Below are 14,228 nucleotides of genomic sequence, written 5' to 3' on the forward strand. Positions count from 1 at the left end.
AAGACACGCCACCAGCGTTCGTTCTGAGCCAGGATCAAACTCTTCATTAATTTTTTAAAGTCTTGGTCCCGTTAATCACGTTCGTATTATTGATAACTAAAGTTATCCTTTAATCTTTGGCTCGGTCATGTCCAAGCAAGCTTGGCCGCGACTCTCGCCTTCTGATTAATTGACTATTCCAAGAAATCTCTTGGACCCGTCACTAAGCACATCTCCGATTCCTTCAATCTACTCAGCAACCTCTCGGGTTGCTGTCCCTTGATCGCGGCTTACTTGGTTCTTCGCGTTTAGCGTTTCGTTTTCGGCCGTCCCTCTCAGGAACGACGCCAATTATAGAATTTTCAGGAACATTTGCAAGGGTGTTTTTGCAGAAAAAAGCGCATTTTTTTCTTATTTTCGCAAAAAACGGGAATAACACGGCTCTTGCGCAGGGAGTTCCCCGAGAATTCACAAACTATTCACAACTTTTTTAAGAGCCTCAAGAATCTTTTTGCCGAAAATCGCCCAAATTCACTGCAAAAGGTCCATAATCGCCTTAAAAGGATCCTCATTCATATCTATAGAAGAGCAATTCATCTGGCCACGGAACCATGTAAGTTGCCTTTTGGCGTAATTGCGGGTCTTTTTCTTGACTTCTTCGATAACACCCGCCATTTCGGAGGCACTTTTCGCCTGCAAGAGTTCGCGATAGCCCAGGCTTTGCCACGCCGGAGCCGTAAGCGGCACCGTTTGAGAAAGTTCCTGAACTTCTTCGACCCAGCCTTCCTTAATCATCTGATCGACGCGGGCATCAATTCGTTTGTACAAAACGTCCCTTTCGCGCTGCAACCAAAAAACAGGCACCGCCCCAATTCCGCCTTCACGTTCCTTCTGATAACCCGATAAAGGGCGCCCCGTCGCCTCAAAAACCTCAAGGATACGCACAAGACGTTGCGCATTATTCGGATCCACATTCGCGGCCGATTCAGGATCCACCTCGCAAGCCATTTTGTACAAACTAGCAGAACCCTCGCAAGCGGCCATATCCTCGAATTTTTTACGGACGCTCGGGGGAACGGCAGGAATATTGGGCAAACCGAGAAGAAGACTTTGTACGTAAAGTCCTGTACCACCGACCAAGATGTATTTCTTGTCGGGGTTTTCGGCCAGCAAGTGTTTAACCTGGCGACAGAACTCCCCCGCCGAAAAAGTTTCGGTAGGAGGCAAAAAATTGACCAAGTGATGCTTGACGCGCTTAAGGCTTGCCGTATCCGGCTGCGCCGTGCCTATGGAAAATCCTTTGTACACCTGCCTGGAATCGACGCCAATGATTTCGGCATTAAACGATTCCGCAAGTCGCAGGGACAATTCCGATTTTCCGATTCCGGTCGCTCCGACCAAGGCAAACACAATAGGCATACCGGCAATTTAGTTATATTAGCACCTACCATGGGAAAAATGAAGCACATTCTTGCCATAATTATTGTTTTAGTGATTTTAATCGGAGGGTTCGTTTTCTTACTTCCGAAACTCCCCGAACTATACAAGACAAAGGTGCAAGGGCTACTTGGCCAAAAGGAATCTACGGCAGAACAAACCGTAGAAAAGGACACCCGTCCGTTCGAAGAAAAAATGGACTCGGCCCTGTCGCCGCTGCAGGTCAGCTACTCCAAGCGTAAAAAACGCCACATTTGGACAATGGGTGGCGGCGAAACGGTCATCATGTATTTGCTGCAGGTAAAGCGCTTTGCCGAAAAGAATGGCGGCAAGATTCTTTACATGGAAGAGCTTTACAACTTGGACCCCTCTATTTTCCAGGCGGCAAAAGTCGACCTTTTGAACGACAAGGGCGACACTCTCAAACTGGAACTTCAAGTCTCCCGCAACGAATTCAAGCCGGGAGCATCGCTACTCGCCGTCGCATTCCAGGTGACGAACCTGACGCCCGAACTGATTGTCGCACTCAAGAAATTGGACTACCCGTATGACTTGTTGATTCCGCCATTCGGTTTAAGCGAAACTGACTACGCGAATTTAGACAACATAAACAACAAGAGCGAAACCCTTTGGCTCACGCTTGAATCGACCAAACTGAACAAGGCTCACAACAAATTAAGACCCTTGCGCATCCACCACACTGAAGAACAAATCGAGACCGTGATTGGAGATGCACATGCCAAGTTCCCGGAAGCAAGGGGCATTGTCTCGCGTTATGGCGAGCAGGCCGTAGAACACAAGCAACTTTTGCAGGCCATTTTGACACCCGCCAAGGACCGAGGCCTTTGGTTTTTGGATATTTCGGCGAACAAGCGTTCCATCGTGATGCAGACTTGCAAAGAAATCGGGATGAGATGCAAGACCGCTACGGCCTACAACCCGGAAAACAGCTCGCTTGACGACTATTCCAAGGCAAAAATCAGGGAAGCAAAGCGCAACGGCCTCGCCGTGATGATTCTTCCCTTGAGCATGAGCTCTATCGAAAAATTGAACGATTTGCCGGCAAAAGCGAAAGCCCAGGGTACCACTCTAATAAATTTATCTACTTTTATGAAGAAATGACAAGGAGCCTTGTATGACCGTAAAACTTGGATTTAACGTTGATCATATCGCCACCATCCGCGAAGCCCGCAAGATTTGCGAACCGGATCCGATTGCAGCGGCAGTACTTGCAGAAATCGCAGGCGCTGCAGGCATCACCATGCATTTGCGCGAAGACAAGCAGCATATCCAGGATCGCGACGTACAGCTTTTGCGCCGCACGGTAACGACCAAGATGAACTTGGAAATGAGCCCCACGCAAGAAATGCTCCAGGTGGCAATCAACAACCAGCCCGACATGGTGACTCTTGTCCCCGAAACCCACACGGAACTTTCCACCGAAGACGGCCTGAACGTCGCTGCCAAGGCAAACGACCTCGTGAAACCGGTCATGACGCTCAAGAACAACGACATTTCCGTAGGCGTGTTCATTGACGCCGAAACCGAACAAGTCAAGGCGGCCAAGAAAATTGGTGCTGATTTCGTTGAATTCAACACAGGCAAATACGCCACCAGTTGCACACTCGGAAGCAACGAAGAAGTGGAACGCGAAATTTCCGCTCTCGAAGACATGACGGTTCTCGCCCGCAAATACGGCCTCAAGGTCAAGGCCGGCCGCGGACTCAACTACAGAAACGTCGGCGCTATTGCCGCCATTGAAGGCATCGACGAAATCATCGTCGGCCATAGTATTGTGAGCAAGGCTGTAATGATTGGCATCGACCGCGCCATTCGCGACATGATCGATGCGATTAAGGGCTAATAGTCCTTATACTCCACATTCTGAAGTACAAGCCCCTGGGGCGGCGCCCATGTGCGTTCGCCCTTAAATTTTTTTTCGAAAATAGTTTGTACGGTCCCCAGCGGAAGCTTGCCACGACCGACATCGAATAGCGTGCCAACCATGGCCCTCACCTGACGATGCAGGAACCGGTTACCCTTGATATGGAACATGCAACTCCAGTCATTCAGGCGTTCCAGGCGGAATTCCGTGAGAATGCAGTCCGTCGGTTTGCCGTCGTTTCGGGGAATGCAGAAGTCAATAAAGTCATGATGTCCCAGGAAGGACTTGGCCTCTTGCTCCATGGCATCAAGATCGAGATTCAAGGAACCGCACTCCCAGCCGAAGTCACGTAACAAGGCGACCGGACGGGTAAAAATCGTATACTGGTAATACCGGCACAAGGCGTCGTATCGCGAATGGAAATCCGGCGCACAAGGTTCGAGGTCACGAATGCGGATGAGCCTCTGGGTAAGCCCGTTGATCGAGCGGACGATTTTCGCGCAATCGATTTCACCGTCGAAATCAAAATGCACGCACTGTCCGCGGGCATGCACGCCCGTATCGGTACGGCCAGAACCCGTAATGCGCACTGGCGTACGAAGAGCGACGCTAAAAGCCTGTTCTAGCGCGGACTGTACTGTAACGAACTTGGTTTTTCCGCCTTCGTTCTGGGCCTGCCAGCCGTAAAAGGCCGACCCCAGGTATTCGCAGCGGAAACGATAACGCATTAGCCCATGGCTTCCTTGATGACCGCTTCCACCTTTTCCTGAGAAATCTTCAGGCTAGAGGCGATAGCCGAGGCGGGGAATCCGCGGCGGGACATCTGGAGAATCTTCGTCTTTTCGTTGGATTCACGATCGAAGCGCGTAATTTCGAGCGGGCTTTTGAGGTTCGGGTCACCCGTGAGGTTGCGGCTCTGGGCGCGCAACTTCATGGTGCGTTCACGAGAAAGGCCGCGAGGGGCACGCAATACGTCAGACAGATTCTGCATAGCAGAAGTGATACGTTCCTTGGCCGTGGGTCTGAGAGTCGGCTTGTTGTCGGGAACGCCCGTCAAAATCTTGTTTTCAGGAACGCCGTTTTCGTCTTCGAATTCAACCTTCGGTTCTTCTTCGGGCTTGGCCTCCTGCTTTGCTGCCGCCTCTTGTGCAAGCGTTTCACGCTTTCTGGCAGCATACGCCTCGGCGTCGGCAATAATGGAACGCTTTTCACGGCGCGGGCGCGGCGGAATCGTCGCATCGTCAAGAGACGCCTTCGGTTCCTTAAATCGTTCGGCCTTGGTGGCCTCCATACGACGCGTAATAATTTCTTGACGCTTTCTCAAGACAAAGATCAAGATGACAACGCAAACGGCAATGGCAAGAATGCCACCCAAAATCCATTTGACAATGTCAGAGGCGTGGGATTTTTCTTCAACAGCGGCGCCATCCGAAGAGGCAGACACCGGAGCAAAACGCATCGAGGACAATTCTTCCCATGCAGAGTCCAGCTGCAAGCGGATATTTACCTGAAGGTCAGGATCAGACTTTGCATTCCAGAGTTCAAGTTCAAGCGAATCAATTTTAGAGCGTGCAGCCAGATAAGCTTCGGCATCAAAGGAACTTCCCGAACCAGAGAAATCCATCAAGAGGTACACAGCCAAAGCGGATGCCAGGACAAGCAGCACGATGGGAGCTAAAAATTTTTTCATAGCCTAAAAATAGTAAAAAAAAGAAAATACGCCCAATGGTCCCCGTTGAGAACGTTGAAAAAACCTCAACGCTTTTCAACAAAGATAAGGCCAGACACCCCTTTTACCCCGCTCATTTTCTATCTTTCTACTCAAGAACTCTTTGTTCTCCTCCTAACCCCCAAAAAGCTCAGCTAGCGCAAGTTAGCTGAGTTTTTTTATTTCCGGCCTACTCTTGGGCGATTTGCCCCATAAATAAAAAGCCTGCAAGGCGGAACCGTCTTGCAGACAAATTAACAAAAAAAAAGACGTCTAACCGTTTATTTTTTGGGAGGCAGGGCCTCGGCAAGAATCACGCGATTACCGCCAGACTGGACAGCCATCTGCATTGATTCGCCTGCAGCCTGCAGGAGTCCGCGGGCGTCGCCTGCATGGGCCGGCATAACGGCCACACCCATACTGAGAGTCGTTTCGAGGACGCTTTCGCCATAGGCAATCTTGAGCTGGGAAATCTCGTTGCGGATCCGTTCGGCGCGGGCACGCGTAATCTTGAGGTCTGCACCCGGCAGAATCACGCAGAACACGTCGCCTTCGTAGCGGCAAGGGATATCTTCGTTGCGGACATAGCCCGGCAGGCGCTGGCCCAGCTCCCACAGGAGCTGTTCTACCGCATGACGGCCACGCTGTTCCTGGATCTGGGACACGGAATCCGGATAAATCATGACAAGCCCGATCGGGGAGCGATGGCGAGTAGCCGCAGAAACTTCGCGAATCAGGGATTCTTCCATATAGCGACGGTTGAACAGGCCCGTAAGGCCGTCGCGAATGCTATGCTGCTTGTAGCGGGCATTCAGGTTCTGGGTCGCAATATAAAGGCCAAACGTTGCAGAAACCGCGCTCACCTTGGCATGCCAGTCATCCATAGTTTCGTTGTCAGGCAGGGCATCGGTCTGCAGAGAGAAAATACCGAAATGTTCTTCGACGCCTTCAATCGGGGCGCAGAACGAAATTCCGTGCGGGTGGAGGTGCAAGTGCGTGCAACCGCCGTTCACGCTCGGGTTCGAATAGTCCGTAATAACGATATCGCCGGCATCGAAGCTGGCGCATTCGACCGGGCGAATCACGTCGTCGCTAATGACCGTTTCACCGAAAGAAAGCACCTTGTGCAAATCGGTCTGAGTTCCGGCATACATATACAGAATACCAGAAGCATTCGGGAACAGCTGCGGGAGCAAATCCTGGAGAGCCTTGATAACTTCGGGAACCGGACGATCCTTCAAGAGGCAGCGAGCATACTTTTTCCAAGCCTCAAGAGGGAACTTCACGCAAATTTCATCCACCTTTTTAGCGAGAGCTTCCTTCGAAGAGATAGCCCCCGTCGGGAGAGGCATGTCTTCGGGTTCCGGCGACGAGGCCAGAGGATCGGGATCCTGCGCCGAAAGGCCAGACGTCATGGACAGCTTAGAGTCCTTGATGGAATAGAGAGCTTCGTTGAAGTCCTCTTCGGCAATATCGAGCTTTCGCTTGCACACGTTGTAGAGTACCAGGCCAAGGACAGCGCCCCAAGCCCCGATAAAGACGAACTTGCCACCAACGGGAACCGTCGTTTCGGGCACAAAGAATGCGACGACGACACCCGCGACAAACGTAACCAGCCAGAAGAAATATGTTAGCATGCTCATGCTCTTAAATGTAGTTAAAAAGTGAATTTATAGACACACGACACATAAATAACCTCAAAAAAACGGGAACTGCAAGTTTATTAACAGAAAAAAGGAGGAACAAGCCCCAAAACACCCTCTATTAATACTAAGCATTTGTAACTCCGTGTAAAACAGGAGGGCTTTCGCATTTAGCTAAATTTGCAAACATGACCATTCTCGAAAAAATTGCTCTTGCCCTCCCCGCCGTCGAATCCCCCGCCCGCTATATGGGTGGCGAAGCGAACAGCGTCGTGAAGGACCACAGCCAGATGCTTTGCCGCATGGCATTCGTGTTCCCCGACAAGTACGAAATCGGCATGAGCAACAACGGAATCCGTATTCTGTACCATGTGATCAACCGCGAACCGGACTTGCTGTGCGAAGTTTCCTTTGCCCCGTGGGACGACATGGCGAAGGAAATGGAAAAGTACGACATTCCGCTGTACAGCTACGCAAGCTACACGCCGGTGCGTGATTTCGAAGTGGTCGGCATGACGCTCCAGACGGAGCTCAACTTTACGAACGTGCCTTACGTGCTCGATATCGCGCGCATTCCCGTGTGGCAGAAAGACCGCCGCGAAGAAGATCCGATTTTGGTCGCAGGCGGCCCCGCCATGGCAAACCCCGAGCCGGTCGTAGACTTTTTTGACGCCTTCATGATCGGTGACGGCGAAGACATGATTATTAAGTTCCTGCGCTGCGTAGGCGAAGGCCGCAAGGCCAAACTCCCCCGCGCCCAGATTCTAGAGAATTTGTCTAAAATCGACGGTGTGTACGTTCCGAGTCTGCGCCCCACCGTCATCAATGAATTCGGCGACATCGTTCCGGCAGAACCCGCCAAGGGCAGCTACCAGAACACGAATGGTGTTCGCAGGCAGTTCATTCCAGTGATGGACCCGAAGAACTACCCCATCAAGAACCTGATTGCCAACATGCAGTTGGTGCATAACCGATTCAGCGTTGAAGTCATGCGCGGTTGCGCCCAAGGTTGCCGTTTCTGCCAAGCCGGCATTTGGTACAGACCTTGCCGCGAGCTCGACCCCGATGACGTTTTGGACATCGCGAAGGCCGGCATCAAGGCCACGGGCGAACGCGAACTCGGACTCCTTTCGCTCTCCACCGCCGACTACAAGCCGGTGGAAGGCCTGACCGACTCCATCATTGACGACCCGTTCTTCGACACCGTGGATGTGAGCCTTCCGAGTATCCGCGTGAACGCCTTCGGCGAAACGCTCGCCCAAAAGATTTCTGCCCTCAAGGGTGGCCGCAGTGCGACCTTCGCTCCCGAAACCGGTTCCGAACGCATCCGCAAGATGATCAACAAGACCATCAGCGACCAGGATATGTACAACGCCGCCGAGCACGCCTTCAGCAGCGGCTTCAACAAGATTAAGTTGTACACAATGATCGGTTTTCCGACCGAAAACGAGCAGGACATGGAAGCGTTCTGCAACCTGATCGAGAACCTCGTGAAAATCGGCCGCAAGTACCTGCGCGGATGCCAAATCGCCGTGAGCATGGGCATTCTGATTCCGAAGTCCTTTACTGGGCTGCAATGGGCTCCGTTCATGGACAAGGAAACCGCCCTCAAACATATCCGCTACGTGCGCGAAAGATTCTTTAGACACCCGAACGTGAAGGTGAACTGGGCCGGTTGGGAAACCAGCTTCCTCGAAGCCATTTACAGCCGCGGCGACCGCAGACTCGGTCCCGTAATTTACGCCGCCTACAAGAAGGGAATCATCTTCGAAAGCGACTCCTACCGTTTTGATTTTGAAAAATGGCAGCAGGTCTGGGAAGAATGTGGCTACGACACCAGCTGGGTGTACCGCATGCGCGAAAAGGACGAAGTATTCCCGTGGGATTTTATTCACGCAGGCACCAGCAAACAGTACCTGCGCGGCGAATGGGAAAAAGCCTTCAAGGAAGACTCCGCACCGGTGCCCAACTGCAAATGGGGCGACTGCCAGAAATGCGGCATTCCGGGCTTCGGTGCCGAAATCAAGCTCGCAAACGACCCGGTGCGCCATAAGGCACCGAGCCGCACACCCGAAGAAATCAAAAAACTTGTCGCCGAACGCCGCCCCACGCAAAAGAGTTGCCACAGCTACAAGATTACTTTCAAGAAGACAGGTCTCAGCCGATTCCTGCCGCACCAGAACATGCTCAGCTTTTTCGAGCGCACGTTCCTTTGCGCAGGAATCCCCATCAAGTTCAGCGAAGGTTTCAGCCCGAAGCCCCGCATTTCGAACATGGGCGCACTCCCGCTCGGTCTAGAAACTTACTGCGAAGTCATCAGCGTAGACTTGTTGCAACCACTTGACATTTCCAAGGAAAACTTGCCGAAGATCATGGCCGAACTTTCGAGACCGTTCCCGCGCGGCATGGAAATCGTGAACATCGAGCCGCTCAAGGAAAAGCTTTCTAAGCACATGCCGACAGCGATGATCTATTCGTTTACGCCCGACACGATTCCCGAAGGCATCATGGAAAAGTTCGAAAGCAAGACGCTTCCCGTGGTACTCAACCACCGCGGCCAAGAAATCAACTTGAACGAACACATCCTTGGAATTCAAATTGCAGGCGGCGCCATCGTCCTTAAAATCAAGTGCAACAACATGGGCACCACCGCAAGCCCGTTCAATATTTACGCAGCCCTGATGGGCGTCAATTTTGACCCCAAGAAGCTTGATGAGGCGTCAAGGCGCTTCCTTATCAAGAAAATAGCGATGGAATGGTAAAACTTTAGCAAAAGTTATAACACTTTTGGACATTTTTTATTAGTATTCCTAGTGGATTTTTGAAACACCTATTTAAGGAGTAGTATATGAAAAAAATGTTTCTTGCTGCCGTGACGGCACTCGCCTTGTGCTCTTACAGCTATGCACAGGACGACGAAGACGAGTACGAAGAAGAAGACGCCCCGGCTCGCGAAGAAGCCCCGGCGATCGAAGAAGATGACGCTCCAGTTGCAAAAACAGAAAAGAAACAATCCTCTGGCGATGCTTTCCTGGGCCTCGGCATGGGCCTTACCGACAGCTACCAGCAAATTCATATCAAGTACAAGATCAACGCTTCCTTGACAGCTACCGGTATCTTGCTATTGAACCACCATGGTGAATCCACCTATGAAGCAGGCGGCGTTGAAGTGGATATGGGTGACGATTACACCGCATTCGGTATCGGTGCCGGAATCGACTACAACCTCGACACTCCGGTACTTCCGACTTCCGTGGGCGCCGAAATTGCCTACATCAGCAACGGCGAACAGCTTTTGTCTAACGACGGGATGAACAAGTCCACCCTTTCTTCGAGCAACCTGAACATCAACCTGATGTTCGGTGTCCATGCAGAACTCGTCAAGAATTTCGAACTTTCCGGAAAGGCTGGTCTCGGATTCGTGTACACGTCCTCTACGACAAAGACCACGGCAATCGCCGCAAACACCAGCTCCGAAACCGAAATGTCTAACCTGAGCTTCGGTTTGAAGGCCGGCGTTTACGCCACCTGGTTCTTCCTATAAGACCGCTCGGCTCTATCGCATCAACAAGAATGTGATATCGCCTCGCTCTCGTAACCACGCCTCGTTAATACGAGGCGTTTGTTACTCACAAAGACCGCTCGGTTCTGTCGCATTGACTAGAAGGTGATTTCATAAACAAAAAAATTTAGACCGTCCACTCAGACGGCCTTTTTAATTATTATGAACAACGATCTTATTCCGCAGGTAAGATAATTTCGATGTGGCTGGTGCTCACGTTCAAGAAGTGCGTACGGAACAAATCCTTTTCGCTCTTGTCGCTCACACGCACCTGCGTGACGGCAATAAAGTCCTTGTTTTCACGGATGTAGTCCGTGAGACGTTCGTCGCGGAGCGTATCGATTTCGCCCGTGATGATAAAGCTGTCGGTCCAAATTTTTACTAGCATGTCTTAAATATAAAGTTTTTTTTGTTTGCAAGCAGAAAAAAAGCGTTTTTTTGTTGCTTTTTGCCTTTTTGAGTGTATTTTAGGGATATAATATAGCGGTTGGGCATACCCAACCAAGGAGTTTACCATGGCAACGAAAAAGGCAATCAAACTGACCCCCGGCAAAATGATTTACCATAATCTGGAATTTATTGATAGCGATGTCGGGCGCCCGATCAGAATTCTTTCCGAATTCATGGGTCCATACCAGATTTTTGCACAAGAAGGCATCAAGAACACCATCGTGTTCTTCGGTTCTGCACGCACGCTCCCCATGGCCGAACTCAAGAAACGCCAAAAGAGTTGCAAGAACAAGGCCGAACTCGCCCGACTCAAACGACTGGAAGCTGTCGCCGAATACTACGACGCCGCGCGCGAACTGGGCGCGAAACTCGGTCGTTGGGCAAACAAGCAACACGACCATGGTTTTGCGGTGATGACCGGTGGCGGTCCGGGCATTATGGAAGCGGGTAACCGCGGTGCAAACGATGTGGGCACCTCTTCGGTCGGCCTGAACATCAAGCTGCCCTTCGAACAGCACCCGAACCCCTATATCGATGACGATCTGAACCTGCAGTTCCGTTATTTCTTTATCCGTAAGTACTGGTTCATGAAGATGGCTAGAGCCCTCGTGGTATTCCCGGGCGGTTTCGGCACACTCGACGAAATGTTCGAAATCTTGACACTGATCCAGACAAAGAAATACGGCGACAGGATGCCCGTCGTGATTTACGGCAGCAAGTACTGGAACAAGGTCATCAACTGGAACTACATCGCCGAAACAGGCATGATCGACAAGGATGACCTCAAGCTGTTCCATTTCTGCGATACCGTAGAAGATGCTTACAATGTCATTACATCGGCTCTCGAAAAGACTATGGATTAATCTCAAATAACTTTTATTGCAAGGTGTCGCTCGGCGGCACCTTGTTTTGTTTTTGGGATTAGCTAAATTTGGGGCATGATTCGAAACATTCTGGCAGAAACATTAGATCGCGTATCTAGAAACTTGGCTCTCCGCCCGAACTACACCATGGAAGAATACCAGCGGTGGTTCGACCAGAATCCCGAATACATGCACAACGGTGCCATGCAGCACATCCAGCTCGTCGAGCCCCTGACGCTCGAAGGCACCAACAACCTTTATCGCGCCCAGTACTGGCTGGAACACCCGAACGACCCCAGCCGCTATGTGGAGCAAGAAATCGTCGTCAAGATTTGCAAGTTCTGGGCAAGCCCCGGCAAGAACAGGCTTCACCGCCTGAACAGCCTCTTGAGCGCCTTCCAGGACGAAATCCGCATCAACAACCTGATACACGCTACCAATATCGAAGGCGTGGTGCAGAGCATGGGCGGCGGCATTGCCGGCAGACACCCTTACCTCAAGATGGAGTTTATTAAGGGTTGCTCTCTGGACAGGTTATTCAAGAAAGAACTAAGTGACGACGAAATCCTGCATCGAGTCGCCCAACTCGCCTACTTGGCCAACACGATCAGCCAGTTGCATTACTACCAAGTGGTGCATAAAGATCTGAAGCCCAAGAACCTGCTTTTGTGCCAGAATCCGCAACACAAGAACAACCACAAGATTCTCGTGTGCGACTTCGGTTACGCCCAGGCAAAAATGCGCGACACCATTACCGAATACGGCGGCCAGATGACGCCTTGCTACAGCGCTCCCGAACAGGCAATCATGGGCGAAAACCTATCGGCCTCGGTGGACTACTTTAGCTTCGGCATTATCGTGCACGAATACCTGACCGGCGAAAAGCTGTTCCCGCATTCGATGGACATCTTTATCGAAGACGGCTACCGCATTACCGACCGTTACCTGGAATACCTGAAGACCGGCCGCGAGAACCGCTTTAGCGACCCGAGATTCCCGGAACTGACGCAGTGGATTGACAACCTCACCATTTTCGACAGCTTTGAACGCATGCAGAGTTGCCCGAACTTGTTTGATATTGCCCACAAGTTGCGCGAACGCGTAAACGCCCAAGGTTACCGCGACGTGAACACCGACTTCTTGTGGAATCAGCTGCGCGAATACAACCGCTTTTAAGAAAAATAAAATTTTCATTTTCAAGTTCATTAGTATATATTCAGGATATGAATAAGTCCTCTATCTCGAATATTACTGCTCTTTTGAAGAAAATTAAGCCAATCCATTACTTGGTGGTTTTGGCAATTATAGGCATCGGCATTTTTAACGCCGTTACCGGAATCATGCCGCAAATCAAGCAAAGCCGCTACGAAAAGGGAATCGAAAGATCCTTTGACAAGTGGTGGGAAGAAGAGGGCGCGAACCAGTTCAAAGTCGTCGGAATCGAACCGACCGAAAAAATCAGACAAGAAGAATTTGAGCAATTCCGCAACAGGGCTTTTGCGCTAAAGCCTTCGTACATTGTCGAAGACCGTGTCGAATTCATGAAGAAGGATTTCCGCGAATGGTGGGAAATCCGTGGCGGCAAAGAAGAATTCATCGCCAAGCACAACCGCTACCCGGGCGAAGCGGACTTTAGGCGCGAACTTGCCGAATGGATCGACAACTACACCGACAAATTCCCGCGTTACAACATGGCGTTCGTCCCCAAGAAGGAACAGTACGACCGACTGCTCACCAGCTGGATTCTGTTCCCGAGCGCCTGGAGCTACATCCTGTTCGCCGTACTCTTCATGTTTACGCTTGTTCGCCTGGAAAAGCGTTGGCAATGGTTTATTCTGTGGGGTTGCATTATCGGCTGGGCCCTCTTGGGCGGTGTCCTAGTGAGCGTCATGACCGGCACGAGTTTCTTCGACCATTACAGCGGCGAACGCTACATGGGCATGAGCCTGACAATTGCATTCCTGCTTGGCGCCACTGCATTCGCCCCGCGCAAGGAATTGACCTCGCAAACGCTTTCGGCCGTTTGCTTTACGGGACTCCTGCTCGACATGGCCGTCAACTGGTTTATCAATCCGAATATTTTCGGCGCCGTCACCGTACTTTCGCCCATCGCATTCGGTGCAGGCGCCTTTGCCGGCCTAAAGATTGAAACCCGCCGCAAAACCCGTTTCGAACTCAAACAAGAAGCCTTGCAGGAACGAGCCCGCCGTATTGAGCGACGCAATCCCATGGCCGAAATGAAGAACAAGACTCGAGCCATGATCCAGTCGGGCATCGAAAACGCCAAGGGCGGCCGCCCCGAACAAGCTTTCAGCCTGCTCACACAATCGATGGTACAGCTCTTGCAGGAACACCCCATCGACAAGGCTACGGTGCTTTCTCTGGCAGACAGCATGAACAAGCTCTATATTGAAATTTCAAGCAACCAGTGGCTTGAATGGGGCGAAATCGCCAAGGCAAAGAATGCGCCTGAAGCCGCAATCATGCTTTTGAAGAAAGGCCTTTCGCTCGAGAAAGACAAGAATTTCGCAAGACGCGCCCTCTATACTTTGGGCGAGACTTGCGTCACGAATAAGATCGAGCTGGAAGATGGAATCAAGCGCTTGCAGAAAGTGATCGAGATGAATTCGACCGACATTCTTGCCAAGCAAGCGCAAAGAATCCTGGACAACATCCAAAAGTAATTCGCCGAGCGAAGGCA

12 protein-coding genes are annotated in these 14,228 nt (G+C 51.2%); 7 read left to right on the top strand and 5 right to left on the bottom strand.

What is annotated here, in order from left to right; translation table 11 throughout:
- Positions 1 to 510: 510 nt before the first annotated feature.
- Positions 511 to 1,398, bottom strand: coding sequence for a tRNA (adenosine(37)-N6)-dimethylallyltransferase MiaA (miaA, locus tag B7989_RS07365; protein ID WP_088627898.1), 888 nt, complete (start codon positions 1,396 to 1,398; stop codon positions 511 to 513).
- 30 nt (positions 1,399 to 1,428) lie between these two features.
- On the opposite strand from miaA, the gene B7989_RS07370 reads away from it, so the two are divergent.
- Together B7989_RS07370 and B7989_RS07375 are read left to right on the top strand one after the other, a co-directional pair.
- Positions 1,429 to 2,538 (top strand): divergent polysaccharide deacetylase family protein, encoded by a 1,110-nt coding sequence (locus B7989_RS07370; RefSeq protein ID WP_088627899.1) that lies wholly within the window; start codon positions 1,429 to 1,431, stop codon positions 2,536 to 2,538.
- A gap of 13 nt (positions 2,539 to 2,551) precedes the next feature.
- Entirely contained in the window at positions 2,552 to 3,280 is a 729-nt protein-coding gene (locus B7989_RS07375; protein WP_088627900.1) for a pyridoxine 5'-phosphate synthase, read from the top strand.
- Here the strand turns inward: B7989_RS07375 and truA are convergent.
- The 3 genes from truA to B7989_RS07390 form a co-directional block, all read right to left on the bottom strand.
- A complete protein-coding gene (truA, locus tag B7989_RS07380; RefSeq protein WP_088627901.1) occupies positions 3,277 to 4,029 on the bottom strand; it encodes a tRNA pseudouridine(38-40) synthase TruA in 753 nt (250 codons plus the stop codon). The genes B7989_RS07375 and truA overlap by 4 nt on opposite strands.
- Positions 4,029 to 4,991: a hypothetical protein gene (locus B7989_RS07385; RefSeq protein WP_088627902.1), complete on the bottom strand. Its 963-nt coding sequence runs from the start codon at positions 4,989 to 4,991 to the stop codon at positions 4,029 to 4,031. Before B7989_RS07385 ends, truA begins: the two co-directional genes overlap by 1 nt.
- 299 nt (positions 4,992 to 5,290) lie before the next feature.
- Positions 5,291 to 6,652: a GGDEF domain-containing protein gene (locus tag B7989_RS07390; protein ID WP_088627903.1), complete on the bottom strand. Its 1,362-nt coding sequence runs from the start codon at positions 6,650 to 6,652 to the stop codon at positions 5,291 to 5,293.
- A gap of 188 nt (positions 6,653 to 6,840) precedes the next feature.
- Here B7989_RS07390 and B7989_RS07395 point away from each other — a divergent pair, with 188 nt between their 5' ends.
- On the top strand, positions 6,841 to 9,414 hold the full coding sequence (locus B7989_RS07395) for a TIGR03960 family B12-binding radical SAM protein (RefSeq protein ID WP_088627904.1): 2,574 nt from the start codon (positions 6,841 to 6,843) through the stop codon (positions 9,412 to 9,414).
- 86 nt (positions 9,415 to 9,500) lie between these two features.
- The gene (locus B7989_RS07400; RefSeq protein ID WP_088627905.1) at positions 9,501 to 10,196 is read left to right on the top strand and encodes an outer membrane beta-barrel protein; all 696 of its coding nucleotides are present in this window, start codon (positions 9,501 to 9,503) and stop codon (positions 10,194 to 10,196) included.
- A gap of 193 nt (positions 10,197 to 10,389) precedes the next feature.
- Here B7989_RS07400 and B7989_RS07405 read toward each other — a convergent pair whose 3' ends face one another.
- Entirely contained in the window at positions 10,390 to 10,602 is a 213-nt protein-coding gene (locus B7989_RS07405) for a hypothetical protein (protein ID WP_072801369.1), read from the bottom strand.
- A gap of 127 nt (positions 10,603 to 10,729) precedes the next feature.
- Between B7989_RS07405 and B7989_RS07410 the strand changes: the two genes are divergently transcribed.
- From B7989_RS07410 to B7989_RS07420, 3 genes are all read left to right on the top strand, one after another.
- Positions 10,730 to 11,527: a TIGR00730 family Rossman fold protein gene (locus B7989_RS07410; protein ID WP_088627906.1), complete on the top strand. Its 798-nt coding sequence runs from the start codon at positions 10,730 to 10,732 to the stop codon at positions 11,525 to 11,527.
- A gap of 75 nt (positions 11,528 to 11,602) precedes the next feature.
- A complete protein-coding gene (locus tag B7989_RS07415; RefSeq protein ID WP_088627907.1) occupies positions 11,603 to 12,703 on the top strand; it encodes a protein kinase in 1,101 nt (366 codons plus the stop codon).
- A 47-nt stretch (positions 12,704 to 12,750) separates the two neighbouring features.
- Positions 12,751 to 14,211: a hypothetical protein gene (locus B7989_RS07420; protein WP_088627908.1), complete on the top strand. Its 1,461-nt coding sequence runs from the start codon at positions 12,751 to 12,753 to the stop codon at positions 14,209 to 14,211.
- Positions 14,212 to 14,228: the final 17 nt, after the last annotated feature.

Origin of the sequence: Fibrobacter sp. UWB5, assembly GCF_002210295.1 — a bacterium.
GTDB lineage: Bacteria > Fibrobacterota > Fibrobacteria > Fibrobacterales > Fibrobacteraceae > Fibrobacter.

Bases quoted from the DNA above. Each gene is read 5' to 3' on its own strand.
- miaA (WP_088627898.1), bottom strand. From the start codon at position 1,398: ATGCCTATTGTGTTTGCCTTGGTCGGAGCGACCGGAATCGGAAAATCG.
- B7989_RS07420 (WP_088627908.1), top strand. From the start codon at position 12,751: ATGAATAAGTCCTCTATCTCGAATATTACTGCTCTTTTGAAGAAAATT.
- B7989_RS07390 (WP_088627903.1), bottom strand. From the start codon at position 6,652: ATGAGCATGCTAACATATTTCTTCTGGCTGGTTACGTTTGTCGCGGGT.
- B7989_RS07400 (WP_088627905.1), top strand. From the start codon at position 9,501: ATGAAAAAAATGTTTCTTGCTGCCGTGACGGCACTCGCCTTGTGCTCT.
- B7989_RS07375 (WP_088627900.1), top strand. From the start codon at position 2,552: ATGACCGTAAAACTTGGATTTAACGTTGATCATATCGCCACCATCCGC.
- B7989_RS07370 (WP_088627899.1), top strand. From the start codon at position 1,429: ATGGGAAAAATGAAGCACATTCTTGCCATAATTATTGTTTTAGTGATT.
- B7989_RS07385 (WP_088627902.1), bottom strand. From the start codon at position 4,991: ATGAAAAAATTTTTAGCTCCCATCGTGCTGCTTGTCCTGGCATCCGCT.
- B7989_RS07395 (WP_088627904.1), top strand. From the start codon at position 6,841: ATGACCATTCTCGAAAAAATTGCTCTTGCCCTCCCCGCCGTCGAATCC.
- B7989_RS07415 (WP_088627907.1), top strand. From the start codon at position 11,603: ATGATTCGAAACATTCTGGCAGAAACATTAGATCGCGTATCTAGAAAC.
- B7989_RS07410 (WP_088627906.1), top strand. From the start codon at position 10,730: ATGGCAACGAAAAAGGCAATCAAACTGACCCCCGGCAAAATGATTTAC.
- truA (WP_088627901.1), bottom strand. From the start codon at position 4,029: ATGCGTTATCGTTTCCGCTGCGAATACCTGGGGTCGGCCTTTTACGGC.
- B7989_RS07405 (WP_072801369.1), bottom strand. From the start codon at position 10,602: ATGCTAGTAAAAATTTGGACCGACAGCTTTATCATCACGGGCGAAATC.